21 protein-coding genes are annotated in these 25,193 nt (G+C 74.5%); 10 read left to right on the forward strand and 11 right to left on the reverse strand.

The annotated features are described in order from the left end of the window. Nucleotides 1-5: 5 nt before the first annotated feature. Complete coding sequence (gene efeB / locus ACTWO6_RS05170; protein WP_446218498.1) at nt 6-1,328, forward strand: iron uptake transporter deferrochelatase/peroxidase subunit; 1,323 nt, start codon at nt 6-8, stop codon at nt 1,326-1,328. A gap of 18 nt (nt 1,329-1,346) precedes the next feature. Here efeB and ACTWO6_RS05175 read toward each other — a convergent pair whose 3' ends face one another. Continuing rightward, nucleotides 1,347-2,369, reverse strand: coding sequence for an RDD family protein (locus tag ACTWO6_RS05175; protein WP_446218499.1), 1,023 nt, complete (start codon nt 2,367-2,369; stop codon nt 1,347-1,349). A 41-nt stretch (nt 2,370-2,410) separates the two neighbouring features. Between ACTWO6_RS05175 and ACTWO6_RS05180 the strand changes: the two genes are divergently transcribed. Beyond that, nucleotides 2,411-3,412, forward strand: coding sequence for a stage II sporulation protein M (locus tag ACTWO6_RS05180; RefSeq protein ID WP_446218500.1), 1,002 nt, complete (start codon nt 2,411-2,413; stop codon nt 3,410-3,412). Here ACTWO6_RS05180 and ACTWO6_RS05185 read toward each other — a convergent pair. From ACTWO6_RS05185 to ACTWO6_RS05205, 5 genes are read right to left on the reverse strand one after another with little or no spacing between them, the layout of a single operon-like run. After that, nucleotides 3,379-4,689, reverse strand: a complete 1,311-nt coding sequence (locus tag ACTWO6_RS05185) for a DUF58 domain-containing protein (RefSeq protein WP_446218501.1) — start codon at nt 4,687-4,689, stop codon at nt 3,379-3,381. The genes ACTWO6_RS05180 and ACTWO6_RS05185 overlap by 34 nt on opposite strands. Then, nucleotides 4,686-5,675, reverse strand: a complete 990-nt coding sequence (locus ACTWO6_RS05190) for an AAA family ATPase (RefSeq protein WP_446218503.1) — start codon at nt 5,673-5,675, stop codon at nt 4,686-4,688. The genes ACTWO6_RS05185 and ACTWO6_RS05190 overlap by 4 nt, the downstream gene beginning before the upstream one ends. Continuing rightward, on the reverse strand, nt 5,672-7,051 hold the full coding sequence (locus ACTWO6_RS05195) for a DUF4350 domain-containing protein (RefSeq protein ID WP_446218504.1): 1,380 nt from the start codon (nt 7,049-7,051) through the stop codon (nt 5,672-5,674). Before ACTWO6_RS05195 ends, ACTWO6_RS05190 begins: the two co-directional genes overlap by 4 nt. Further along, nucleotides 7,048-7,695, reverse strand: coding sequence for a DUF4129 domain-containing protein (locus tag ACTWO6_RS05200; RefSeq protein WP_446218505.1), 648 nt, complete (start codon nt 7,693-7,695; stop codon nt 7,048-7,050). The genes ACTWO6_RS05195 and ACTWO6_RS05200 overlap by 4 nt, the downstream gene beginning before the upstream one ends. Continuing rightward, nucleotides 7,692-8,543, reverse strand: coding sequence for a hypothetical protein (locus ACTWO6_RS05205; RefSeq protein ID WP_446218506.1), 852 nt, complete (start codon nt 8,541-8,543; stop codon nt 7,692-7,694). Before ACTWO6_RS05205 ends, ACTWO6_RS05200 begins: the two co-directional genes overlap by 4 nt. A 215-nt stretch (nt 8,544-8,758) precedes the next feature. On the opposite strand from ACTWO6_RS05205, the gene mtrA reads away from it, so the two are divergent. The 5 genes from mtrA to hpf all read left to right on the forward strand — a co-directional run bounded on the left by mtrA (nt 8,759) and on the right by hpf (nt 14,629). Continuing rightward, a complete protein-coding gene (gene mtrA, locus ACTWO6_RS05210) occupies nt 8,759-9,448 on the forward strand; it encodes an MtrAB system response regulator MtrA (RefSeq protein ID WP_109800655.1) in 690 nt (229 codons plus the stop codon). A gap of 12 nt (nt 9,449-9,460) precedes the next feature. Beyond that, nucleotides 9,461-11,215: an MtrAB system histidine kinase MtrB gene (mtrB, locus tag ACTWO6_RS05215; RefSeq protein ID WP_446218507.1), complete on the forward strand. Its 1,755-nt coding sequence runs from the start codon at nt 9,461-9,463 to the stop codon at nt 11,213-11,215. Continuing rightward, the gene (locus ACTWO6_RS05220) at nt 11,212-13,014 is read left to right on the forward strand and encodes an LpqB family beta-propeller domain-containing protein (protein WP_446218508.1); all 1,803 of its coding nucleotides are present in this window, start codon (nt 11,212-11,214) and stop codon (nt 13,012-13,014) included. Before mtrB ends, ACTWO6_RS05220 begins: the two co-directional genes overlap by 4 nt. A gap of 7 nt (nt 13,015-13,021) precedes the next feature. After that, nucleotides 13,022-13,732: a ComF family protein gene (locus tag ACTWO6_RS05225; protein WP_446218509.1), complete on the forward strand. Its 711-nt coding sequence runs from the start codon at nt 13,022-13,024 to the stop codon at nt 13,730-13,732. Between the two features lie 249 nt (nt 13,733-13,981). Continuing rightward, nucleotides 13,982-14,629 (forward strand): ribosome hibernation-promoting factor, HPF/YfiA family, encoded by a 648-nt coding sequence (gene hpf / locus ACTWO6_RS05230; RefSeq protein ID WP_446218510.1) that lies wholly within the window; start codon nt 13,982-13,984, stop codon nt 14,627-14,629. Nucleotides 14,630-14,702: 73 nt separating this feature from the next. Here the strand turns inward: hpf and ACTWO6_RS05235 are convergent, their stop codons facing one another. Further along, nucleotides 14,703-15,818 carry a GNAT family N-acetyltransferase gene (locus ACTWO6_RS05235; RefSeq protein ID WP_446218511.1) on the reverse strand — a complete coding sequence of 372 codons (1,116 nt, stop codon included), beginning with the start codon at nt 15,816-15,818 and terminating at the stop codon, nt 14,703-14,705. Beyond that, nucleotides 15,815-16,981, reverse strand: a complete 1,167-nt coding sequence (locus ACTWO6_RS05240) for a GNAT family N-acetyltransferase (protein ID WP_446218512.1) — start codon at nt 16,979-16,981, stop codon at nt 15,815-15,817. The genes ACTWO6_RS05235 and ACTWO6_RS05240 overlap by 4 nt, the downstream gene beginning before the upstream one ends. Nucleotides 16,982-17,142: 161 nt before the next feature. Here ACTWO6_RS05240 and secA point away from each other — a divergent pair, with 161 nt between their 5' ends. Beyond that, nucleotides 17,143-20,064, forward strand: coding sequence for a preprotein translocase subunit SecA (gene secA, locus ACTWO6_RS05245; protein ID WP_446218513.1), 2,922 nt, complete (start codon nt 17,143-17,145; stop codon nt 20,062-20,064). A gap of 133 nt (nt 20,065-20,197) precedes the next feature. Here the strand turns inward: secA and ACTWO6_RS05250 are convergent, their stop codons facing one another. Both ACTWO6_RS05250 and ACTWO6_RS05255 read right to left on the reverse strand, forming a co-directional pair. Next, nucleotides 20,198-20,794: an Rv3235 family protein gene (locus ACTWO6_RS05250; protein WP_446218514.1), complete on the reverse strand. Its 597-nt coding sequence runs from the start codon at nt 20,792-20,794 to the stop codon at nt 20,198-20,200. A gap of 87 nt (nt 20,795-20,881) precedes the next feature. Continuing rightward, nucleotides 20,882-21,109, reverse strand: coding sequence for a helix-turn-helix transcriptional regulator (locus ACTWO6_RS05255; protein WP_446218515.1), 228 nt, complete (start codon nt 21,107-21,109; stop codon nt 20,882-20,884). Between the two features lie 215 nt (nt 21,110-21,324). On the opposite strand from ACTWO6_RS05255, the gene ACTWO6_RS05260 reads away from it, so the two are divergent. Continuing rightward, nucleotides 21,325-21,834 (forward strand): DUF6912 family protein, encoded by a 510-nt coding sequence (locus tag ACTWO6_RS05260; protein ID WP_130331970.1) that lies wholly within the window; start codon nt 21,325-21,327, stop codon nt 21,832-21,834. A 35-nt stretch (nt 21,835-21,869) separates the two neighbouring features. Here ACTWO6_RS05260 and ACTWO6_RS05265 read toward each other — a convergent pair whose 3' ends face one another. Then, nucleotides 21,870-22,895, reverse strand: coding sequence for a hypothetical protein (locus ACTWO6_RS05265; protein ID WP_446218516.1), 1,026 nt, complete (start codon nt 22,893-22,895; stop codon nt 21,870-21,872). A 491-nt stretch (nt 22,896-23,386) separates the two neighbouring features. Between ACTWO6_RS05265 and pruA the strand changes: the two genes are divergently transcribed. Continuing rightward, entirely contained in the window at nt 23,387-25,015 is a 1,629-nt protein-coding gene (pruA, locus tag ACTWO6_RS05270; protein ID WP_446218517.1) for an L-glutamate gamma-semialdehyde dehydrogenase, read from the forward strand. Nucleotides 25,016-25,193: the final 178 nt, after the last annotated feature.

A 25,193-nucleotide genomic window follows, 5' to 3' on the forward strand; every position in this document is an offset into this window, starting at 1 on the left:
CAGCGATGAGCGAGCAGAACACCACTGGTGAGGCGCCGTCCGCCGACGCGCCGCGCGGGACGACGCTGTCCCGGCGCCGGGCCATCACCCTGGCCGGCGTCGGGGTCGCCGGAGTGGCCGGCGTCGCGGCCGGCGCGGGCGCGCTGGTCCGGGGCTCGGACCACGCGGAGGCGAACGAGGGCGTCGCCGCCGGTGCCGTGCCGTTCCTCGGCGCGCACCAGGCCGGCATCACCACCCCGGCCCAGGACCGGCTGCACTTCGTCGCGTTCGACGTGATCACCAAGGATCGGGCTCGGCTGGTCTCGCTGCTGCAGGAGTGGACGGCCGCCGCCGCCCGGATGACCGCCGGAAAGGACGCCGGGCTGATCGGCGCGGTCGGTGGCATGCCGGAGGCGCCGCCGGACGACACCGGCGAGGCGCTCGGGCTGCCCCCGTCGCAGCTCACCCTCACCGTCGGCTTCGGCCCGACGCTCTTCCGCGACGCCCAGGGCAGAGACCGGTTCGGCATCGCCGACCGGCGGCCGCCCGCGCTGGCCGACCTGCCGCACTTCGCCGGGGACGCGCTGCGCCCCGAGATCTCCGGCGGGGACATCTGTGTCCAGGCCTGCTCCAACGACCCGCAGGTGGCGGTGCACGCCATCCGTAACCTGGCCCGGATCGGCATGGGCGTGGTCAGCGTCCGCTGGTCGCAGCTCGGCTTCGGGCGTACCTCGTCGACCTCGCGGGACCAGGCCACCCCGCGCAACCTCTTCGGCTTCAAGGACGGCACCGCCAACCTCAAGGCCGAGGACGCCGCACTGATCCGCGACCACCTCTGGGCCCAGCCCGGCGACGGGCCGGACTGGATGACCGGCGGGTCGTACCTGGTCACCCGCAAGATCCGGATGCAGATCGAGACCTGGGACCGAACCTCGCTGGTCGAGCAGGAGCAGATCGTCGGCCGGACCAAGGGCAGCGGCGCGCCGATTGGCAAGGGCAAGGAGTTCGACGAGCCGGACTTCGCCGTGAAGGGCGACGACGGGGAGCCGGTGATCGCCGAGACCGCGCACGTGCGGCTCGCCCACCCGACCCAGAACGACGGCGCCCGCCTGCTGCGCCGCGGCTACAACTTCGTGGACGGCTCCGACGGGCTGGGCCGGCTCGACGCCGGTCTCTTCTTCATCGCCTACCAGCGGGACCCGCGCAAGCAGTTCGTGCCGATCCAGACCCGGCTGTCCCGGCACGACGCGATGAACGAGTACCTGCGCCACGTCTCCAGCGGCGTCTTCGCCTGCCCGCCGGGCGTCCGCGACGCCGCCGACCACTGGGGACGCGCGCTCTTCGCCTGACGTCGGTCGCCGGCCGGGTCAGCCGACCGGGTGCTCGGCGTCGACCGGGGCGGGCTGTCCGCGTACCGGATCGGGCTGGGTGGGGACGGCGAGCGCCGGCGCGGCGGGCCGCAACACGGTCGGGGCCGTCGCCTCCGGCGCGGCCGGCCCCGGCGACGCCGCCACCGCGACCGGCGAGGCGGTCAGCTCGGGCCAGAGCGACGCGGTGACCCCGCGGGTACGACGCAGCCGGCCCACGGCCCGACGGTGCCGCTCGGCCAGCACTGCGGCCAGGTAGACGGATTCCGGCGCGGCCCACGGCGGCGGCGGGGTGATCACGGCGGCCACCTCGGCCCAGAGCTCGCGCCCCAGCCGGGCCCGCTCCGGCTCCACCAGCTGGTGCACCCGGCCCAGGTACTGCCGGGCGGCCAGGGCCAGCCCGTCGTCCAACCGGGTCAGGTCCAGCGTGTGCGCCCAGCCGAGCAGCGCCGGGACGGCCAGCGGGACCGGCCGCCACACCGCGGCGCCCCGGGTGTGCACCACCATCGTGCCGGCCACCAGGTCGCCGAGCCGCCGCCCGCGCGGGTCGGTCACCATCACCGTCACGCTCGCCACCCAGCTCAGCAGCGGCAGCACCAGCCCCGGCCACTCCACCGCGACGCCCACCAGGGCCCGGGTCAGCGACTGCCCCACCCCGACCGGACCGCCGTCGGCGCGGACCACCCGCAGGCCCACCGCCAGCTTGCCGATCGTCCGGCCGCCGACGAAACGTTCCATCAGCACCGGATAGCCGACCAGCACCAGGACCAGCAGCACCGTCTGCAACGCGCCGCTCAGGGCGGCGTCCAGCACCGCGGTGGGCAGGGCGAGCAGCAGCATGGACAGCCCGACGGAGAGCGTCGCCGCCAGGACCGCCTGGGCCAGCAGGTCGATCAGCAGGGCGAGCACCCGGGAGCCGAGCCGGGCCGCCCGGACGTCCAGCTCCACCGCCTCGCCACTGACCAGGCCCGCGTCGGCCCACCGGTCCGCCGCCCGTGCCGGTGCGGGAGGTTGCGCTCTCACCCGGACAGTGAACACTATGGGCGCCGGACCGGGGAGGACGAGTGGATCTCGACGCGTACGTGGCGGAGCACGGCGCCGAGTGGCGGCGGCTGGAGCAGCTCTCCGGCCGGCGCCGGCTCGACGCCGCCGAGGTCGACGAGCTGGTCGCGCTGTACCAGCGGGCGGCCACCCACCTCTCCGTGCTGCGCAGCCGCTCACCCGACCCGGCGCTGGTCAACCGCCTCTCCCACCTGGTGCTGGCGGCCCGGGCCCGGATCACCGGCCGGCCCCGGCCCTCCTGGGCGGCGGTGCGCCGGTTCCTCGTCGCCGACCTGCCGGCCGCCCTCTACCGGGCCTGGCCCTGGTGGTGCGGGGTGGCCACCGCGTTCAGCGCGCTCAGCGGGTTCCTCATCTGGTTCGTCGCCGGGCACCCGGAGACCGCCGCCGCGTTCATCGGCGAGGACGCCGCCGCCGACCTGGTGGACTCCGGCTTCGCCGGTTACTACACGGAGTTCGCCGCGCCCACCTTCGCCTTCCACCTCTGGACGCACAACGCCTGGATCGCCGCCCAGTGCCTCGCCGCCGGGGTGCTGGTGGTGCCGGTGTTCTACCTGCTCTGGCAGAACGCGCTGAACCTCGGCGTGGTCGGCGGGGTGATGGTCTCCTACGACCGGGCGGACGTCTTCTTCGGCCTGATCACCCCGCACGGGCTGCTGGAGCTGACCGGGATCTTCGTCGCCGCCGGGGTCGGCCTGCGGACCGGGTGGGCGTGGATCGCGCCACCGGCCCACCTCAGCCGCGGCCGGGCGGTCGCCGCCGCCGGCCGCTCCGCCATCGTGGTCGCCGTCGGCCTGGTCGGGCTCTTCGCCGTGTCGGCGCTGCTGGAGGCGTTCGTCACCCCGGCGCCCGTGCCGGTCGCCGTCCGCGTCGGGATCGGCGCCGCCGTGTGGCTGGCCTTCCTGGCGTACGCGCTGCTGCTCGGCCGGTACGCGGCCACCCGCCCCGCGGTGGGGCCGGCCGGGGCGGCCGGTCAGAGCTGGCCGAGCGCCTTGAGCCGCAGGTAGGTGTCGGCGATCGTGGGGGCCAGCCGGTCGGCGGGGGCGTCCACGACGGTCACGCCGTGCCGGGTCAGGGCGGCGCGGACCCGGTCCCGTTCGGCCAGCGCCCGCCAGGCCGCGGCGGCGGCGTACGCGCCGTCCGGCCCGCTCGGCGGGTCGGTGGTGAGCCCGGTCAGCACCGGGTCGTGGGTCGCGGCGATCACCACCCGGTGACGGGCGGCGAGCCGGGGCAGCACGGGCAGCAGGCCCTCGCCGAGCGCGCCGGCCTCCAGTGCGGTGAAGAGCACCACCAGGCTGCGCTGCCGTTCCCGGCGCAGCACCTCACCGGCGATCAGCTCGAAGTCCGTCTCCACCAGCGCGGGCTGGAGCGGGGCGACCGCGTCGACCAGCCGGGAGAGCAGGGCGGGGCGACCGCTGCCGGTCACCGTCGCCCGCACCGCCGCGTCCGCCGCGATCAGGTCGACCCGGTCACCGGCGCGGGCGGCGAGCGCGGTGAGCAGCAGCGCCGCGTCGATCGCCGTGTCCAGCCGCGGCTCGTCGCCGACCCGTACGGCGGAGGTCCGGCCGGTGTCCAGGACGCAGACCAGGCGCCGGTCCCGCTCCGGCCGCCAGGTGCGGACCAGCACGTCGGCGCGACGCGCGCTGGCCCGCCAGTCGATCGAGCGCACGTCGTCGCCGACCACGTACTCGCGCAGGGTGTCGAACTCGGTGCCCTGGCCGCGGCCCCGGGTGACCTGGATGCCGTCGATGATCCGCAGCCGGGCCAGCTTCTCGGGCAGGTGCCGCCGGGAGTCGAAGCGGGGCAGCACGCGCAGCGTCCACGGTGGCGTGCCGGGGCGATCGGCGCGCTGCCGGAAGGCCAGCCGCAGCGGCCCGAAGGAGCGGACGGTCAGCGCCGCCGCCGGCCGATCGCCGCGCCGGGCCGGGGTGAGCCGGACGGGGAGCGCGGCGGTGTCGCCCGCCGCGACAAGGAGCACCCGCTGCGGCGGTACGTCCGGCCGGGCGCCCGCCGATGGCACCCAGGCGTCGCGCACCTGGGCGCGCAGCGTACGGCCGGACGTGTTCGCCAGGTGCAGCGTGACGGTGGCGGTGCCGCCCAGCCGGACCGTGCGGTCCCCGGAGCGGGTGGCGCCGACCGCGTGCAGCGGCGCGGCCAGCGCCCAGTCGACGGCGACGAGCAGCAGCACCAGGCCGGTCATCGCCGCCACGCCCAGGAACGGCGCCGGCCAGGCCGGCAGGGTCAGCGCGCCCGCACCGAGCAGCAGCGCCGCCCGCCAGGTCATCGCGGCGTCGGCACGGTGGCCAGCACCGTGTCCAGCACCGCGTCGGCGCTGACGCCCTCCAGCTCGACCTCCGGGCGCAGCCGGAGCCGGTGGCGCAGGGTGGGCCGGGCGACCGCCTTGACGTCGTCGGGGACGACGTGGTCGCGGCCGGCCAGCCAGGACCACGCCTTCGCCGTGTTGAGCAGGGCGGTGGCGCCGCGCGGCGAGGCGCCCAGCTCCAGCGCCGGGGTGTTCCGGGTGGCCCGGCAGAGGTCCACGAGGTAGCCGAAGAGCGGCTCGGCGACGTGCACCCGGCGGACCGCCTCCCGGGCGGCGGCCAGGTCGGCCGCGGTGGCCACCGGGCGTACGCCGGCGGCGCGCAGGTCGCGGGGGTCGAAGCCGGCGTGGTGCGCGCGGAGCACGCCCAGCTCCTCGTCCCGGCTGGGCAGCGGCACGGTGAGCTTGAGCAGGAACCGGTCGAGCTGCGCCTCGGGCAGCGGATAGGTGCCCTCGTACTCGATCGGGTTCTGGGTGGCCGCGACGATGAACGGGTCGGGCAGCGCCCGCCGCTCGCCCTCGACGGAGACCTGCCGCTCCTCCATCACCTCCAGCAGCGCCGACTGGGTCTTCGGCGGGGTCCGGTTGATCTCGTCGGCGAGCAGCAGGTTGGTGAAGACCGGCCCCTCCCGGAAGGTGAACGCGGCGGTGTGGGGGTCGAAGATCAGCGATCCGGTCACGTCGCCGGGCATCAGGTCCGGGGTGAACTGGACCCGCTTGGAGTCCAGGTCCAGGGCGGTGGCCAGGGTCCGGATGAGCAGGGTCTTGGCCACCCCGGGCACCCCCTCCAGCAGCACGTGTCCGCGGCAGAGCAGGGCGATCACCAGGCCGGTGACCACCGCGTCCTGCCCGACGACTGCCTTGGCCACCTCGGCCCGCAGCCGGTGCAGGGCCGCGCGGGCGTCGTGCTGTTCGCCGGCCGGCGCGGCGGCGGTAACGGGTCCGGTCACCGGGGGTCTCCTTCGGTCGGATGGTCGGGTCGGGGGGCGACCGTACGGGTCAGCCGGTCCAGCGCGCGGGCCAGCTCCGCCAGCTCCTGGTCGGTGGCCGGTTCGTCGCCGTGGAGCAGCTCCGCCGCCCGGTCGGGGTCGAGGCCGGTGTGCGCGGCGACCCGGGCGGCCACCTCGGCGGCCGGCGTGTCGGGCGGCAGGTTGAGCCGGGGCAGCAGGCGGTCCCGCGCGGCGGCGCGCAGCGTCTCGGCGGCCGGGCCGCGGGCGCCCGCGCGCCGGTAGAGCCGGGCCCGCCCGAGCACGGTCTCGGCGGAGCGGACGGTCACCGGCAGCGGCTCCGGCACGGGTGGGCCGAGGCGCCGGGCCCGCCAGAGCACCAGCAGCAGGCCGGCGAGCGCGAGCTGGACGAGCAGCGCCCAGAACCAGACCGGGAAGGCGGACCAGAGCGGGTTCTTCCGCTGCTGCCCGCCGTCGGCCCGGTCGTCGTCCGGTGGGCCGCCGCCCTGCTGGTCGGGGTCCCGGGCCGGCCGGCCGTCGCTCCCCGGCCGGCCGTCACCCTCCGGCCCGGCGGAGCCGCCCGGCGACGGCGACCAGGCGGGTTCGCCGGCGGTGCCGTCCCCGATGGTCGGTGCGGGCGCCGGGCCGTCCAGGTCGAGCCAGACCAGCGGGCGGGGCCCGCCGAGCAGGCCGGTGGCGAGGGACCGGTTGCCGTACTCGTCGATCCGGTCGTTGCGGAACGGGTCGCTGGCCCCGATCACCACGATCTCGGTACGCCAGGGCACCCGGACCAGCCCGCCCGCGTAGCAGCGGGTGGCCGACCGGTTGGCCGGGGTCGGGTACCGCTGCCGGTCGGCGGCGGCGGTGCCGGCGCGGGTCACCTCGGGCAGGGCGCAGGGGTGACCGTCGGCGTCCGGCGGGGTGGCCCGGGTGGCCCAGCGGCGGTCGCCGGGCGTCAGCGGCAGGCCGAGCCCGTCCAGCACCCGGCGGGACGGGTCGACCAGGACCAGGCGGCTGCCGGCGGGAAGGTCGTCCAGGGCGGCGACGGTGTCCGGGTGCACCAGCTCGGGCGCCGGCACGAAGAGGGTGGCGGGACCCGGCCGGGCGGCCAGCAGCGCGCGCAGGGTGTCGGTCTCCCGGCGTACGGTCACCCCCTGCCCGCGCAGCGCCTCGGCGAGCCGGCTGCCCCCGTCGTCCCCGGTGGCGACCGGGGAGAGGAACCCGTGGTCGGCGGGGTCGGGCTGGTCGACGGCGTGGGCCACCAGGGTGGCCACGATCAGCAGCAGGGCCAGCCCGAGCGGGATCAGCACCCGGTGTCGGCGGCGGGCGCGGCGGGGCGGTCGCTGGACGGCGGGTGGCGCCGCGAGGGTGTCGGTCACGGCCGGTCACCGCCCCCCAGGTCGGCGGTCAGCTCCCGGTGCAGGTCGGCGGCGAGTTCGCGCATCCGGCGGTCGTGCTCGGGGGTGGCCGGGCGCTGGGCGTACCAGAGGTCGGAGAAGATCGCCCCGGCGGCGACCAGGACGGGGTGCAGCCGGGGTCGGCCCCGGGCCGCCGCCGCGGTCAGCTCGGTGACGGTCATCCCGGGGCGGTGCTCGACCACCCGCCGGGCGACGAGTTCGCGGACCATGTCGCGCAGCCGCTCCCGGACCGACTCGGCGTACCGGCCCTCGGCGGCGAGGCGGTCGGCGAGCGAGGCGGCCCCGGCGGCCACCCGTTCCGGCTCGGCGGCCCGGGGAGCGGGCACGGCGGCGGCCGCCGCGGCGGTCCGCGCGGGGGGACGCCGGCGGCGGGGCAGCCGGAGCCGGGGCAGTCGCAGCCGGGGCGGCCGCCAGCGGGGGAGCCGCGGTCGGGGCAGCCGGAGCCGGGGGATGCGCACTCGGGGGAGCCGGCGGGGTACCCAGGCCGGGAAGAAGTACCAGGCCAGCGCGGCGAGCAGGGCGGCGAGCACCAGCAGCAGGGCGGCGAGCGGCAGCGGGACGAGGTCGCCGAGCGCGGCGACGGCCTCGGTCCACCACCGGCTCATCGCCGCACCGCCAGCAGGACCGGCTCCGGCGTGCCGGCCGGGGCGCGGGAGAGCCGGATGTCCAGGCCCTCGGTGCGCATCCGGGTCTCCAGGTGCAGCACCGCGTCGAGGCAGGCCAGCGCCGGGTAGGCGACGGCGTTCACGCCGACCCACGCCGCGGTGGCCACCGGCAGGGCCCACGCCGGGTCGGTCAGGTCCACCAGCGCCAGCAGCAGGAGGCCGTAGAAGACGCCGAGCCCGATGCCGAGCCGGATGAGCCACCAGCCCAGGTAGCCGAGCAGCCGGATGCCGGCCGCCCGACCGCCGGAGCGGACCGCCAGCGCCAGCGCGCGCAGCGGTGCCCCGTACGCGGGGAGCCGGTCCACCACCAGCGCGGGGACGACCGCGCCGAGCAGCCCGTACGCGACGAACCAGACCGGCCCGAGCAGCGCCGCGACCAGCACGCCCAGCCCGACCGCCAGCGCGAGCCCGATGGTGGCCCCCCACCGGGCGCCGGCGGGCCGCAGCAGCTCGCGGGGCCTGGCCCGGCGGCCCAGCAGCGCCGCCCCGGCACCCCGGGCGGCCGGGTTGCCGAGCAGCGCGATGATCGTCGCCTCGATGGCCGCGCCCACCGCGAGCAGCAGCCAGAACCAGCCCAACCGGCCGGCGTCGAGCCAGTACTCCGGCGGTCGCGCGTCGGCCAGCACCCGCAGCGGCTGCAGCAGCAGCTGCTCGCCGAGCGCCAGCGGGACGGCCAGTGGGACCAGCAGCCGGGCCTGGCCGCGCAGCAGCAGCACCGCCGAGTCCAGCAGCTCGCCCACCGTCAGCGGGCGGCGCGGCAGCACGGCGGTCGGGCCGACGTCGGGCACGCGTACTCCTGGCGGACGGGCGGTGGTGGCGGGCGGCGGCGCGCCCGGGGGATCATGGTTGCATGGCCGGTCCTGTGCCGGTGGACCCGCACGCCGGGTGGCGCGCCACGCGCGTCCGGTGAGCCGTCATCTGTGGTGCCGGGTGCCCCGCCGCAGTACGGTGCCGTGGTGACGCCCAACCCTCCGAAACGAACGGGGATGGAACGATAAACCCCATGAGAGCCCGGGTACTGGTGGTCGACGACGACCCCGCGCTCGCCGAGATGCTCGGCATCGTCCTGCGTAGCGAGGGCTTCGTGCCCTCCTTCGTCGCGGACGGGGAACGGGCACTGGCCGCGTTCCGTGACAATCGGCCCGATATCGTCCTGCTCGACCTGATGCTGCCCGGGATGAGCGGTATCGACGTGGCGCGGGCGATCCGGACCGAATCCGGCGTGCCGATCGTGATGCTGACCGCCAAGAGCGACACGGTGGACGTGGTGCTCGGGCTGGAGTCCGGGGCCGACGACTACGTGGTCAAGCCGTTCAAGCCCAAGGAGCTGGTAGCCCGGATGCGGGCCCGGCTGCGCCGGGGTGAGGACGTCGCGCCGGAGCTGCTGACCATCGGGCCGCCCGGCAACCAGATCTCCATCGACGTGCCGGCGCACACGGTCAGCCGGGACGGCGAGGAGGTGAAGCTGACCCCGCTGGAGTTCGATCTGCTGGTCGCGCTGGCCCGCAAGCCGCGTCAGGTCTTCACCCGTGAGGTGCTGCTGGAGCAAGTCTGGGGCTACCGGCACGCCGCGGACACCCGCCTGGTCAACGTGCACGTGCAGCGCCTGCGCGCCAAGATCGAGCCGGATCCGGAGCGGCCGGAAATCATTCTCACCGTTCGGGGCGTGGGCTACAAGGCGGGTACCGGATAGCCTGGTCGCACTGTGGTGACCTCCCCGCGCCCCGACTCGCCGACCACCGCGTCCCGCCGGCTCCAGGCCGCGCGGACGCTCTGGCGCGCCCTCGCCGCCTGGTCGGCCGGGCTGGTCGCCGGCCTGCACCAGACCTGGCGGCGGTCGTTGCAGGTCCGGGTGGTGACCATCACCCTGGTCGCCTCCAGCCTGCTGGTCGGCGGGTTCGCGTACCTGATCGCCGACAAGATCACCAGCATCCTGCTGGAGAACGCGGAGACCGACGTCCTGCTGCGGCTGCGCAACGGCAGCGACTACGCCTCGAAGCAGTTCGGCCTCTACAGCCAGCCGCAGGAGGCCCAGCTCCAGGACACCATCGACGGCACGGTCAACTACCTGGCCGGCGGTGATCCGGCGCAGACCAGCGGGGTGGTGGTCGCCATCACCGCGGACAGGTACACCGGGATCATCGAGCCGCGCACCTCGCCGAACGTCCAGGTCCGCCCGCTGATCAGCCGGGAGCTGCGGGCCTCCGTCGCCGCCGGCCACATCGCCCACCAGATCCGCACCGGCGAGCTGGCCGGCGAGCGCACCAAGTACCTCGTGTACGGCTCCCCGGTGCCGACCCGGTTCGGCCAGCTGGAGCTCTACTACCTCGTGCCGCTGGCCCGCCAGGATGCCACCGCCGCCGACGCCCGGGCCACCGTGGTCGCCACCGGCGTCGCCCTGGTGCTCCTGCTGGGCCTGCTCGCCGCCCTGGTCACCCGGCTGGTGGTGACCCCGGTGCGGGTGGCCGCCCGGACGGCCCAACGGCTCTCCGCCGGCCTGCTCGACCAGCGGATGGCGGTCAACGGGGAGGACGACCTGGCCCTGCTCGCCGCCTCGTTCAACCAGATGGCGACCAACCTGCAACGGCAGATCCTCCGGCTGGAGGAGATGTCCCGGTTGCAGCGCCGGTTCACCTCCGACGTCTCGCACGAGCTGCGCACGCCGTTGACCACGGTCCGGATGGCCGCCGACCTGATCTTCGCCGAGCGGGACGACTTCGATCCGGCGGTGGCCCGCAGCGCCGAGCTGCTCCAGGCCGAGCTGGACCGGTTCGAGGAGCTGCTCACCGACCTGTTGGAGATCAGCCGGTTCGACGCCGGCTTCGCCGTGCTGGACTCCGAGCCGACCGACCTGGTGCCGGTGGTGCACCGGGTGGCCGACCGGCTCGCCGGCCTGGCCGAGCGGGTGGGGGTGACCATCGAGCTGGACGTGCCGGCCACCCCGGTGATCGCCGAGGTGGACCCGCGCCGGGTCGAACGGGTGCTGCGCAACCTGGTCGGCAACGCGGTCGAGCACGGCGAGGCCAAGCCGGTGCTGATCACCCTCGGCATGGACGAGAACGCGGTGGCGATCACCGTCCGGGACCACGGCGTCGGGCTCAAGCCGGGCGAGGAGAAGCTGGTCTTCAACCGGTTCTGGCGGGCCGATCCGTCCCGGGCCCGGCAGACCGGCGGGACCGGGCTCGGGCTGTCGATCAGCCTGGAGGACGCCCGGCTGCACGGCGGCTGGCTGGAGGCGTGGGGCGCGCCGGGGCAGGGCGCCCAGTTCCGTTTGACCCTGCCGGCCCGGGCCGGGGACCGGCTGACCACCTCGCCGCTGCGGCTGGTACCGGCCGACGCGGCGCTGCCGTTCGGCGGTCCCCGCGACGGCGGCCTGCTGGCCATCGGCCCGGGCAGCGCCGGCGCGCTGGCCGTCGGCCCCGCCCCGGCCGGCGGCGACCGGGCGGAGGTGACCTCGTGAGGCGCCTGCTGGCCGCCGTGCTCGGTGGCGCGCTCTTCACCGCCGGACTGACCGGCTGCGGCATCCCGGCCGACTCCGACGTCCAGGTGGACGGCTCCGGGCCGGCGGTGGAGGGCGGCTCGACCAACGGTGGCGGATCGCGGCCGGCCACCCGGACGGACACCAACGACCCGAAGGAGTTCGTCCGCAACTACCTCGCCGCGGCGGCGGGGGAGCGGGAGCAGGCGTACAGCCGGGTCATGCAGTTCATCGCGCAGGATGCGAAGGGCCGGCCGTCCAAGAGGCAGAGCAGCGAGATCGCGCTGACCGTGGTCCGGCTCCGGGAGAATCCCGAGGCCAGGTCGAACAGCGACGGCACCTACGACGTCACCGTCAGAGTGCAGCAGGTCGGCGTGCTCCGGGCCGACGGCACCCTCGCGCCGCCGACGGCCAGTGAGACCGACTACCGGTTCAAGCTGCGGCCGGCCGGCGACGGTCAGCCGGGGCTGGTCCTCACCGAGCTGCCGAACGTGCTGCTGCTCAGCGACGAGGCGCTGGGCAGCTACTACGTCGAGCACACCATCTACTTCTGGAACTCGGACCACACCCGGCTGGTGCCCGACCAGCGCTACCTGCCCTCCGCGGTGCCCGCCGAACGGCGGGTCACCGAGGTCGTCAAGTGGCTCGCCCGCGGCCCGTCGGACTGGCTCGCCCCGGGGGTCACCCAGCTGCCGGACCGCACGGCCCCGATCAACAACGCCACCGGCTCGGACGGGCGCTGGGAGATCAACCTGGAAATGCCGGGCGCCAACGACGACCAGTTGGCTCTGCTCGCCACCCAGCTCGCCTGGTCGCTGCCGGAGCTGACCGGTCAGCTCGATCTGAAGATCCAGAACCAGAACCGGCTGACGGTCGACCTCAAGCAGGAACGCCTTGACAATCCGGCGTACCCGACGAGCGGGAGCCCGGAGCGGTACTGCGTCTACGACGGCGCGATCCACCCGCTCTCCTTCGTCGGCGAGCCGAGCGGCACCGTCCCGGTGGCCGCCGCCGCGAACAAGGGGGTCGTCTCGGCCGCGCTCAGTCGCTCGGGCGACGACATCCTCGCCGCGCTGGTGGTCACCCGGGCGGACCGGAAGCAGCGGCTCATGGTCGGCTCCGGGCCGGACCCGGTGACGCCGTCCAACGGCACCGGCTGGTACGCCTCGGTCGGCCGCCCGACCTGGCTCCGCTCGCTCGACCCGCAGCATCAGTACGGCCTGGTGGTGGCCGACAACCGGCTCTACCGCTTCGACGACCTGGCCGGCCTGAAACAGATCTTGCTCCCCGTGCAGGGGCCGGTGAGCGCGGTGGCCGCCTCGCTCGACGGGCACCGGATCGCGCTGATCGTGGACGGCGCCCTCTATGTCGCCGCGGTCAGCCTCGACGGCGGCATGTCCGTCGGCCAGCCCCGTCGACTGGTCACCCGGCTCACCGACGTCACCGCCGTCGACTGGTACGCCGAGAACCAGCTGGTCTTCGCGGGCTCGGAGCTGCGCTCGGAGGGGCGGCCCGAGAGGTCGATCTACCAGACCACCGTCGACGGCGCGCGCGACACCGCGCTCAAGCGGGACATCGGCGCCCCGGTCACCCACCTCTCCGCCTATCCGGGCGGCGCGGTCGGGGGGCTGCCCACCGGCTCGTACATGTACGAGGCCAACCGGGTGGCCTACCGGAACAACGGTTTCGACACCATCAAACGGGACCAGGTGCTGGACGTGACGCCGCCCGCGGCAGGGGTCAAGGCGTCCAACCCGACCGTCCCCTTCTTCCTCTACTGAGCCGCCGGTGCGGGACCTGGGCGGGCTCTGGTCGGACCTGACCGACCTGGTGCTGCCGGCCGGGTGCGCCGGCTGCGGCGCGCGGGCGCCGGGCACGCGGCAGGGCTTCTGCCCCGGCTGCGTCCAGGAGCTGGAATCGTTGCGCCCCGCCCCGGCGCGTCCCACCCCCGCCCCGCCCGACCTGCCGCCCTGCGTGGCCCTCGGCCCGTACGCCGGTGCGCTGCGGGAGGGGCTGCTCGCGTACAAGGAGCGGGGCCGGCACGGGTTGGCCCGGCCGCTGGGCGCGCTGCTCGCCGAGGTGGTGGCCGCGGCGGTGGACCGGTCCGGGCCGGTGGTCCTGGTGCCGGTGCCGGACTCCGCGCCGGCGGCCCGGGCCCGGTACGGCGACCACCTGGACCGGTTGGCCGGCCACGTGGCGGCCCGGCTGCGCGGGGCCGGCTGGCCGGTGCGGGTGCTCCGGCCGCTGCGGGCGCTGCCCCGGCCGGACTCGGTCGCCCTGGGCAGCGCGGGCCGGGCCGTGGCGGCGGAGTCGGCGTTCCGGCTGCGCCGGCCCGGCAGCCCGCCGCCGGTCGGTGAGGGGACTTCGGTGGTGGTGCTCGACGACATCGTCACCACCGGGGTGACCCTGGCGGCGGTGAGTCGGGTCTTGCGCGCGGCGGGAATGACGCCAAACGTCGCGGCGGTGCTCGCCGCAACGCAAAAACGACGCCATTGGTGACGCTTCGTGTTTCCGTTTCACCCCATGGTGTACGAGCTGTGAAAATTCCTGGGCGGTCTCGACAACCAGGGGTGACTGTCACAGGAACAGGCGTTAGCGTTTTCCTGTCGGGGGTAGGAGGTCTTTCCACCCGCTCCCGACGGTGAGAGGAGGCGTAGCCGTACTGAACCGGTCGACGCCGAACGGGAGATCTCCCAGGCGTGCCGACCGGGTGCCGGACCGAACGACCGTCCGAACAAGGGAGGTCACGTGGACATCGTGGTCAAGGGCCGTAACGTCGAAGTGCCGGACCATTACCGGGTACACGTAGCCGAGAAACTCGCGAAGATCGAACGCTACGACCACAAGCTCATTCGGGTCGACGTGGAGTTGTTCCACGAGCGCAATCCGCGCCAGGCCGATCATTGCCAGCGGGTGGAAATCACCTGCGTCTCGCGCGGCCCGGTGATCCGGGCCGAGGCCTGCACGAATGACTTCTACAGCGCGCTGGACGCGGCCATCGCCAAGCTGGACACCCGGTTCCGCCGGGCGGCCGACCGGCGCCGGGTCCACCGGGGGCGGCACGCGCCGCTCTCCGTCGCCGCCGCCACCGCGGACCTGCCGGTCGCCGGCCTCGGCGACCCCGTGTCCGCCGCGCTCGCCGACGGCGGCCGGGCGGCCACCGCGGTCGCCGAACGACCCGAGGACAGCTACGAGGAGTACGACGACGACCAGCCGTGGCACATCGCGCGGGAGAAGGTGCACCCCGCCGATCCGATGACCATCGACGACGCCCTGTTCCAGATGGAGCTGGTCGGCCACGACTTCTACCTGTTCCAGGACAAGGAGTCCGGTCGGCCGAGTGTCGTGTACCGTCGCCGCGCCTACGACTACGGGATCATCTCGCTCGACGCCTGACCCCTGACCACCCTGAGACACCGGGCCGCGGAGCCGTGGTGGGCACCACCACGGCTCCGCGTCGTCTCCGGCCTCAGCGCGCCGACGGCAGGTCGGTGGCGAGCAGGCCGTAGAGGACCGAGTCGACCCGGGTGCCGTCCGGGCCGGGGAGCCGGCCGCGGGCCAGCCCCTCCCGGCGGAAGCCGACCTTCTCCAGCACCCGCTGGGAGGCGACGTTCTCCGGCCGGGTGCCGGCCCAGAGCCGGGCCAGCCCGACGCCGAACGCCCAACCGGCGAGGAGCCGCACCGTCCGGGTGGCCAGCCCTCGCCCGCGGGCCTCCGGCAGCAGGCTGTAGCCGAGCATGGCCTGGCCGGTCGACGGTTCGTCGTAGACCAACGCGCAGCCGCCGGCCACCGCCCCGGTCGCCGCGTCCAGTACGGCGAAGTCGGCCGAGCCGCCGGCCAGCCAGTGGCTCTCCGCCTTTAGACAGCGCCGCTCGATCGCCGCCCGGGTGGGCGGCGCCGGCGGTACCCGGTTCGCCACCACCTCGGGCCGGGTGTGCAGCCGGTACATCGCCGCCACGTCGTCCGGGCCCAGCCGGCGCAGGGTCACCACGCCGTCGGTGAGCCGGCCGTCGGGCAGGTCGGGCAGGAGCCGGGCGGCCGCCCCGGGCGGGTCGTCGGCGAGGCGTACCCAGGCGATCAGGTCGTGCCAGCCACCGCCGCGGACCGGGGTCGCGGAGCGGCGTACCCCCTCGTGCCGGAAGCCGGCGGCCAGCGCGACCCGCTGGCTGGCCGTGTTCTCCGGGTGGGTGAGCACCTCCAGCCGGGCGGTCCCGGTGGCGAAGGCGTGCCCGGCGAGAGCGCGGGTGGCGGCGCTCGCCACCCCGCGGCCCCGCGCCCACGGCGCCACCCAGTAGCCGATCTCCGCCTGCGCGCGGTAGGGCACCACCTGACTCAGTCCGACGCCGCCGAGCAGCCGGTCCGTGGCCGGATCCGCGATCGCGTACGCGCTGCCGCCGCTGGCCCAGGCCGCGGGTGCACCCTCGGTGATCCACCAGCGGGCGGTCTCCTCGGTGTACGGGTCGGGCATGCCGGAGATGAACCGCTGGGTCAGCGGGTCGGCGCAGGCGGCCGCGGTGTCCGCCGCGTCGTCGAGGCGGAACAGCCGCAGCCGGACCCCGTGAGCCTCGATCACCTCGGGCGTCACATGAGGTCCTCGGCGAGCAGGGCGGCGACCCAGGCGTCGCCCCGGCCGTCCCGGCTGGCCAGCAGGCCACGGGCGGTGCCTTCGAAGGCGAAGCCGGCCTTCTCGGCGACCCGGCGGGAGGCGGTGTTGCCGGCCAGCGCCCGCCACTCGATGCGGGCCAGGCCCAGCGTGGTGAAGCCCCACGCGGTCAGGGCGCCCACCGCGGCGGGCATGTAGCCGCGGCCCCGGGCGTGCGGGGCGGTCATGAAGCCGACGTCCCCGTTCAGCGGGTCGGTGGGCGAGATCCGCAGGTCCACCGATCCGACGTACCGGTCGTCGCCGTCGGCGATGGCGTAGTAGGCGCCGGTGCCCCGGGCCCAGGCGGCCTCGGCGAAGTCCCGCATGAAGCCCTCGGCGTGCGAGCGCTCGTACGGGTGGGGGACTGTGGTCCAGCGGATGGTCTCCTCGTCCCGGCAGGTCGTGATGACGGCGTCGAGATCGCGCTCCTCCATCGGGCGCAGCCGCAGCTCGCTGGCGCCGACGGTGGCGAAGAGGACCGGCTGCGGCCGGCCGAAGACGGCGGCCCGGCGGGCGGGGAGGGTGTCCGCGCCGGCCGGCGTGGGCTCGCCCGGCGCGGCCAGTTCGTCCGGGAAGAGCGAGCCGACCCAGGCCCCCCGGCGACCGTCGACCGCCGGATGGGCCAGCCGCAGTTCGCCCTCGACCCGGAAGCCGGCCCGGAGCGCCACCAACCGGGAGGCGTGGTTGCCGACCTCGGCCTGCCAGATGATCCGGCGCAGCTTCAGCGCGTCGAACGCCCAGCGGGCGACCGCCCGGGTGGCCCGCACCGCGACCCCCCGGCCGCGCGCCCAGGGCGCGGTCCAGTAGCCGACCTCGGCGGAGTCCAGGCCCCGGTCGATGGAGACCAGGCCGCAGGAGGCGAGCAGCTCGCCGGTCGCCGCGTCGCAGACCGCGAACGGTGCCCCGGTGCCGTCCGCCCAGGCCCTGCCGCTGATCTCGGTGACGAACCCGAGGGCGTGTTCGGGCAGGTACGGGCGGGGTACGGTGGTCCAGCGCTGGATGTCCGGATCCTGGCAGGCGCGGTGCACCGCGTCGGCGTCCTCCGCCCGCCAGGGTCGCAGCAGCAGGCCATCCTCGGTGATCTCCACAGGCTCCACCCGAGCCATCGTGCCGGATCGTTCGCGCTGGGCGTAACCCGATAAACCGCCGGTCAGGGCGTGGGCCGCGCGTTATGTCGGTTTCGCTGCCCCGGACCGCCGCCACCAGTGACCATCGCCGCGGCGGAGCGCCTACGATGGTTCGAGACTGTCTAGGGGAGCGTTGATCCGTGTCGATTCTGGAAAAGGTCCTTAGCGCTGGCGAGGGCCGTATGGTGCGCCGGCTCAAGGCCATCGCCGCCGCCGTCAACTCGATCGAGGACGACTACGTCAACCTCACCGACGACGAGCTGCGCGGCCTGACCGAGCAGTACCGCGAGCGGCTCGCCGACGGTGAGACCCTCGACGACCTGCTGCCCGAGGCCTTCGCCACGGTGCGCGAGGCGGCCGCCCGGGTGCTCGGCCAGCGGCCGTACGACGTCCAGGTGATGGGCGGCGCGGCGCTGCACTTCGGCAACATCGCCGAGATGAAGACCGGTGAGGGCAAGACCCTGACCTCGGTCATGGCGGTCTACCTCAACGCGCTCTCCGGCAAGGGCGTGCACGTGGTCACGGTGAACGACTACCTCGCCCAGCGCGACGCCGCCTGGATGGGCCGGGTGCACGAGTTCCTCGGCCTCACCGTGGGTGTCGTCCTGCCGAACCGGCCGGCCAGCGAGCACCGCGCGGCGTACGAGTGCGACATCACCTACGGCACCAACAACGAGTTCGGCTTCGACTACCTGCGCGACAACATGGCCTGGTCGAAGGACGAGCTGGTGCAGCGCGGCCACAACTTCGCCGTGGTCGACGAGGTCGACTCGATCCTCATCGACGAGGCCCGGACGCCGCTGATCATCTCCGGCCCGGCCGAGCACTCGGCCCGCTGGTACCAGGAGTTCGCCGGCGTGGTGGCCCGGCTCCAGCCCGGCACCGACGGTGAGGGCGACTACGAGGTCGACTACGCCAAGCGGACCATCGCCATCACCGAGCGCGGGGTGGCCAAGGTCGAGGACCGGCTCGGCATCGACAACCTCTACGAGTCGGTGAACACCCCCCTGGTCGGCTACCTGAACAACGCGATCAAGGCCAAGGAGCTCTACAAGCGCGACAAGGACTACATCCTCAGCGAAGGTGAGGTCCTGATCGTCGACGAGTTCACCGGCCGCATCCTGCACGGCCGCCGCTACAACGAGGGCATGCACCAGGCGATCGAGGCCAAGGAGGGGGTGGAGATCAAGCAGGAGAACCAGACCCTGGCCACCATCACCCTCCAGAACTACTTCCGCCTCTACGAGAAGCTCTCCGGCATGACCGGTACCGCCCAGACCGAGGCGAGCGAGTTCAACAAGGTCTACAAGGTCGGCGTGGTGACCATTCCGACGCACCGGCCGATGGTCCGGCTCGACCGGGCCGACGTCATCTACAAGACCGAGAAGGCCAAGTTCAACGCCGTCATCGAGGACATCGCCGAGCGGCACCAGGCCGGTCAGCCGGTGCTGGTCGGCACCGTCTCGGTGGAGAACTCGGAGATCCTCTCCACGCTGCTGCGCCGCCGGGGCATCCCGCACTCCGTGCTGAACGCCAAGTTCCACGCCAAGGAGGCGGAGATCGTCGCCCAGGCCGGGCGCAAGGGCGCGGTCACCGTCGCCACCAACATGGCCGGCCGGGGTACGGACATCCTGCTCGGCGGCAACCCCGAGTTCCTTGCCGCCAACGAGCTGCGCCAGCGCGGCCTCGACCCGGTCGAGCAGTCCGACGAGTACGCCAAGGCGATGGAGGAGGTCCTGCCCAAGTGGAAGGAGGCCTGCGACGTCGAGGCGGAGGAGGTCGCCGACGCCGGTGGCCTCTACGTGCTGGGCACCGAGCGGCACGAGTCCCGGCGCATCGACAACCAGCTGCGCGGCCGGGCCGGCCGCCAGGGTGACCCGGGCGAGTCCCGCTTCTACCTCTCCCTTCAGGACGAGCTGATGAAGCGCTTCCGGGCCGGCGCGGTCGAGGCGGTGATGGAGCGCTTCAACATCCCGGAGGACGTGCCGATCGAGTCGAAGATGGTCACCCGCCAGATCAAGAGCGCGCAGGCCCAGATCGAGGGCCAGAACGCCGAGATCCGGAAGAACGTCCTCAAGTACGACGAGGTGCTCAACAAGCAGCGCCAGGTGATCTACGCCGAGCGGCTCCGGGTGCTCAACGGCGAGGACCTCTCCGAGCAGGTCCGCAACATGATCGACGACGTGGTCACCGCGTACGTCGTGGGCGCCACCAGCGACGGCTACGCCGAGGACTGGGACCTGGACCAGCTCTGGTCCAGCCTCAAGCAGCTCTACCCGGTCGGGATCACCGTCGAGGAGCTGGAGGACGAGGTGGGCTCCCGCGCCGGCCTCGACCAGGACTTCCTGCTCGCCCGGCTCAAGGAGGACGCGGACGCCGCGTACGACCGGCGCGAGGAGACGCTCGGCGAGGAGGCGGTACGCCAGCTCGAGCGGATGGTGCTGCTGCAGGTCATCGACCGCAAGTGGCGTGAGCACCTCTACGAGATGGACTACCTGCAGGAGGGCATCAGCCTGCGGGCGTACGCCCAGCGCGACCCGGTCATCGAGTACCAGCGCGAGGGCTTCGACATGTTCGCCACCATGATGGACGGCATCAAGGAGGAGACGGTCGGCTTCCTCTACAACCTGGAGGTTCAGGTTGAGGAGCCCGAGCCGGAGGCCGAGGAGGTGCAGCTGCTGGAGAAGCCGGTGGAGATCCGCGCCAAGGGCCTCGGCCGCGCCCCGCAGCAGCAGGGCCTGCAGTACTCCGCGCCCACCATCGACGGTGAGGCGGGCGCCGGCGCGGTGGCCGTCGAGCGGTCCGAGGAGCAGGCGCCGGCCCTCGGCCTGGGCCGCCCGGAGAAGACGGCCCGGCCGGCCGCCCCGGCCAACCCGTCCTCGCCGCGTCGCCCGGCGGCGGCCGGCATGAGCGGCCAGTCCGTCGCGGCGAGCACCGCGCGTCGGGCGACGCCCGGTCAGGTGGACGGCGGTGAGGGCGGCCCGTCCCGCAACGCGCCCTGCCCGTGCGGCTCCGGCCGCAAGTACAAGCGCTGCCACGGCGCACCGAACAGCGGCGCCTGAGCAACCCCGCAGCGACGACGGGCCCCGACCGGGAACGGTCGGGGCCCGTCCGCGTCTCCGCCTCCGGTCCCCGGCGCTCGTCGGCCGGCTGATCACGGTGCGACAGGGTCGGTGACGGTCGACGACGGGCCGGTCAGAGGACCTGGAGGGTGGTGCAGAGCCAGTTCCCGCGGCGGTGTTCCAGCCGGAGGGCGATCGCCCAGCTGGCGCCGCCGGCCCCGGCGAGCACCGCGGCCGCCTCCACCGCCCCGGCCCGCGGCTCGCAGACGCGCAGCCGGCGGAGCCGGAGGACCGGGCGGGTCGCGCGGCGGCGTACCGGGCCGACGCGGTGGACGGCGCGGGCGAGCTCGGCCGCGACCTCCGTCGCCACGGCCGGGTCGCTGAGCGGCCGGAGCTGGCCGGGCGGCCGGTAGCCGTTGACGATCTCCAGGAAGGTGCGGACGAACCGGTGTGCCGCCCGGGTGGCCTCCGGCGTGGCGGTGACCAGGGCGGCGGCCGGTGGCGCGCCGGCCCGGCGACCGGGCCCGGCGGGGGTCGGGCGGACGTCGGCGTGCCGGCCCGTGGGGCGGCCGGGATCGCGCCGGCGCGGATCGAAGAGGTCGAGGGTGAGCTGATCCGCGCTGGGGCGGAACCAGGGCTCGCCCTCGTCGGCGCAGGGCGGGTCGATCGGTGGCGCGGGACGGAGGCGGACCGGCGGGCGCGGTGCCGGTGGGCGGCGGGTGTCGACCATCCTCAACCCCTGTTCGTTGCGTTTACCTTCGTTTGCCTCCGACAGGGTTCAGTTTCCGGCAGGGAAGTGCTCGCCGTCAATGCCGCGTCACTCGCCGTCGCGGTCGGTGAGCGGGTTTCCGCGTACCCATTCGGCGGTCTCGGCGTACTTCTGCTCGATGTACTCCTCCAGCCGGGCGCGCTCGACCCGCCACTGCCCCCGGCCGCCGATCTTGATGGCAGGCAGCTCTCCGCTGCGCACCATGTGGTAGACCTGCGAGTCCGAGACGTTGAGCTCCGCGGCCACGTCGGACAGGAGCAGGAACCTCGGCTCCACGGCGAACTCCCGGGGTTGACGTCGTTTGCCTCAGTTTGCCATCAGTGGCGTCGCATACCCAGCCGCGTCTCCGCCGCGTCCGGCACCGGCCGACGGGACACACCGGCGGGAAACTTCTCCCGGGCGGGTGCAGGGTGTATGACGGTCACGGCGTACGGCATGATCGGCGCCCGGGGCCGGCGTCCGCCGACCCGGGCCTGAGCAGGGGAGACACCGTGACCGACGAGCTTGTCCGGGTGTACGTGCCGGCGACCGTCCCGATGCTGTCGCGGCTGCGCGAGCAGGGGCTCGCCGATGGCGAGGCACACGCGGTCACCCCCCTGCTGCGCGAGTGGTACGCCGAGGGTGACGAGGAGGAGCTGGAGTACGTCGCCTTCACCCGGGCCGCCCAGGACGCGCTGCTCCTGCTCCGGGCCGACCCGGCCGCGCCCCGCCGGCGGGTGGTGGTCTCGGTGGACGTGCCGGCCGCGTCGGTCGGTCGGGTCGACGGGGAGCTCGGGTCCAGCCTCGTCCGGCTGACCGGGCCGGTGCCGGTGACCGCGGTCGCCGCGATCCACGTCGACGGCGCGGAGGCGGTGGAGGACGTGGCCGCCGCCGCCGAGGTGGTCGCCGAGGCGCAGGCCGGCGACCCGGACGCCCAGTTCACCGTCGACGGCGCGGAGGACCACGAGCTGGAGTGGTACGACGTGACCGAGCTGGACCTGCTGCTCCGCGCCGTCTCCTGACCGCCGGCCCGGCCCGGCGACGGGGCCGCGGGACCTCAGCGGGCCGGCTCGTCCTCGGCCGGCTCCGCCTCGTCCACGCCGCCCGCCGGGCCGAGGGTGCGGCCGAAGGCGACGAGCGTGGTCAGCGCCCCGACGAAGAGCACCCAGATGCCGTTGTCCACCCGCGAGGTGCCGAGCGAGGTCTGTGCGACCTCGTCAGCGTCGCTGAGCGCGGCGGCCAGGTCGAGCAGCGTCCGGCCGCCGACCCGGATGATCACCTCGGTGAGCAGCAGGAGCAGGCCCGGTCCCGCCCCGGCGAGCAGGTAGGCCGGCCAGCGCGGCTGCGGCGCGGCGGGGTCCCGCCGGGCCCGGCGGCGCGACCAGGTCAGGTAGCCGAAGGCGACGAGTCCGGCGAGCAGTCCGGCCAGCAGGGACTCCGTCCGGGAGACCCACTTCGCGGCGCTGAGCACCGACTCCTGGGTGTCGCCCGCGCCGAACAGGTCGGAGAGCGGGTCCCGGGCGCGGCTGAACGCCACCACGAAGACCAGCACGGTCAGCGCGGCGGCCGCGATCGCGCCGACCACCCGGGCGTTGCGGGCGCCGGCCACCGCGCCGCCGATGATGGCCGCCGCCGCGGTGGTACCGGCGATCGTGTTGGTGGTCGCGTTGTCGGCGTAGGTCAGGTTGATCGCCAGCGCGGCGGCCAGCCCGACCAGCAGGCCGGTGCCGACGGCGGCGAGGAAGCGCAGGGTGGCGCGCTCGGTGCGCCGGGTGAGCGGGTTGGTCACCGCCAGGGCGACCGCGGCGCCGGCGACCAGCGCCGCCGAGATGACGCCGGGCAGCGCGTACGCGGAGAGGCTGATCGCGGTGACGCCGGCCTCGGCCGAGTGGATCGCGGCCCGGGTCGACCAGAGCATCGCCGCCAGCCAGCCGACGGCCACCAGCGCGAGCACCACGGCGCCCGGGGCGAAGGTGACCCTTCCGGTGCCCTCCGGCGCCGCGCCGGGCAGGTCGACCGGGGCCGGGGCTGCCGTGGGCTGGTCCGGTTCCGCGGCCGTGGAGCTGCCGGGCTGGTTGCTCATCGTCTCCCCTTCGACGGACGCCGGATCGGCCGCGACGGCCGGACAGGTCACCGGCCATCCAGGGTACGCGCCGCCGCGCGCCCTCCTCCGCGCCCGCCTCCGCCCTGGGCGCGCCGTCCCGGTGGCCTCCGGCGACGCGGCCGGTCGCGACGGGGTCGGGCGACGGCGGGCCGGTAGAGCTTCCGGTGCCCCCCGGCGGGTGCCGAAGGATCGCAGGAGAGTTGTGCTGCTCGCCGACGGTTCGCGGGCTCTGCGTCCGTTCCTGCCTACGGTCCGGTGTGCGGTGGTCCGTCCTGATGATCGGCGGGAGGAATGGCCGACGCGGGCGACGGAAGCCGGGGTGGGGTGGCCCGAGGGGGGTCGCATGGAAGAATCGGCGCAGGTCCCGCCGCCGCGACCGGTCCACCGCGCGGTGCCCGGCGTCCGGCCGTCCGGTCGGTGCCCGCGGGTCCGGTTTCGCCACCGCCGTCGAGATCGCACAGGAGCCTGTGATGGACGCCGTGTTCTCCGTACCCGAGCCGCGCAACGAGCCGGTACGCACCTACGAGCCGGGCAGCGCCGACCGGGAGCGGCTTCAGCGGCAGCTCACCGAGCTGGCCGCCGAGCGGATCGACCTGCCGATGACCATCGCCGGCGAGCAGCGGATGGCCGGCGGCGAGTCGATCAAGGTGGTCCAGCCGCACAAGCACGCGCACGTGCTCGGCGTCACCGGCCACGCCACCCACGACGACGCCCGCGCCGCGGTCAAGGCCGCCAAGGACGCCGCCCCGATGTGGCGCGCGCTGCCGTTCGAGGAGCGGGCTGCGATCTTCCTGCGCGCCGCCGAGCTGCTCGCCGGCCCCTGGCGGGACACCCTGAACGCGGCCACCATGCTCGGCCAGTCCAAGACCGCCGTCCAGGCCGAGATCGACGCGGCCTGTGAGTTCATCGACTTCCTCCGGTTCAACGTGCACTTCGCCCGGAAGCTGCTGGAGGAGCAGCCGATGTCCTCGCCGGGGGTGTGGAACCGCTTCGACCACCGCCCGCTGGAGGGCTTCGTCTACGCGGTCACCCCGTTCAACTTCACCGCGATCGCCGGCAACCTGCCCTCGGCGCCGGCCCTGCTCGGCAACACCGTGGTCTGGAAGCCGGGCCCGACCCAGCAGTTCGCGGCGCACTTCACCATGCGGCTCTTCGAGGCGGCCGGCCTGCCCCCGGGCGTGATCAACATGGTCACCGGGCGCGGCGAGGAGGTCTCCGATGTCGTGCTGGCCGACCCGGACCTGGCCGGCATCCACTTCACCGGCTCCACCAAGGTCTTCCAGCACCTCTGGAAGACCGTCGGCGAGAACATCGCCGGCTACCGGGGCTACCCGCGCCTGGTCGGCGAGACCGGCGGCAAGGACTTCGTGGTCGCGCACACCAGCGCCGACGTGGACGCCCTGCACACCGCGCTGATCCGCGGTGCCTACGAGTACCAGGGCCAGAAGTGCTCGGCCGCCTCGCGGGCGTACATCCCGCGGTCGCTCTGGGAAGGTGGGCTGCGCGACCGGCTGGCCGCCACCGCCGACTCGCTGACCTACGGCGACGTCACCGACTTCCGCAACTTCGGCGGCGCGGTCATCGACGACAAGGCGTTCAGCCGGCACACCGCCGCGCTGGAGCTGATCTCCGACGACCCCAGCTGCCGGATCCTGGCCGGCGGCACCGCCGACGACTCGGTCGGGTACTTCGTCCGGCCGACGCTCTTCGAGTGCTCCGACGCCGCGCACGAGACCTTCACCACGGAGTACTTCGGGCCGATCCTCGGCGTGCACGTCTTCGACGACGCCCGCTTCGACGACGCGGTCGCCCAGGCCGAGTCGATCGCGCCGTACGCCCTGACCGGGTCGATCTTCGCGACCGACCGCCGGGTGGTCGACGCCGTGGCCGAGAAGATGCGGTACGCGGCCGGCAACTTCTACATCAACGACAAGCCGACCGGCGCGGTGGTCGGGCAGCAGCCCTTCGGCGGCGCCCGGGCCAGCGGCACCAACGACAAGGCCGGCTCCTGGCACAACCTGGTGCGCTGGACGTCGCCGCGGACGATCAAGGAGACGTTCGTCCCGCCGACCGACCACACGTACCCGCACATGGGCTGAACCGGCGACGGCCGCCGGTGGCGCGCGGAGCGTCACCGGCGGCTCGGCCGGCCCCGGGACGACGTCCGGTGGAGGGTATCGATGGTCCTCGGCGGACTGTCGTCCGCCGACAGTGCACATTGGAAGTCCCATCGGGTGGCGAAAACGGCAAATCCTGGACGCCGGGTCGGCAAAGTGG

The sequence above is a fragment of the Micromonospora sp. IBHARD004 genome (genome assembly GCF_052814115.1).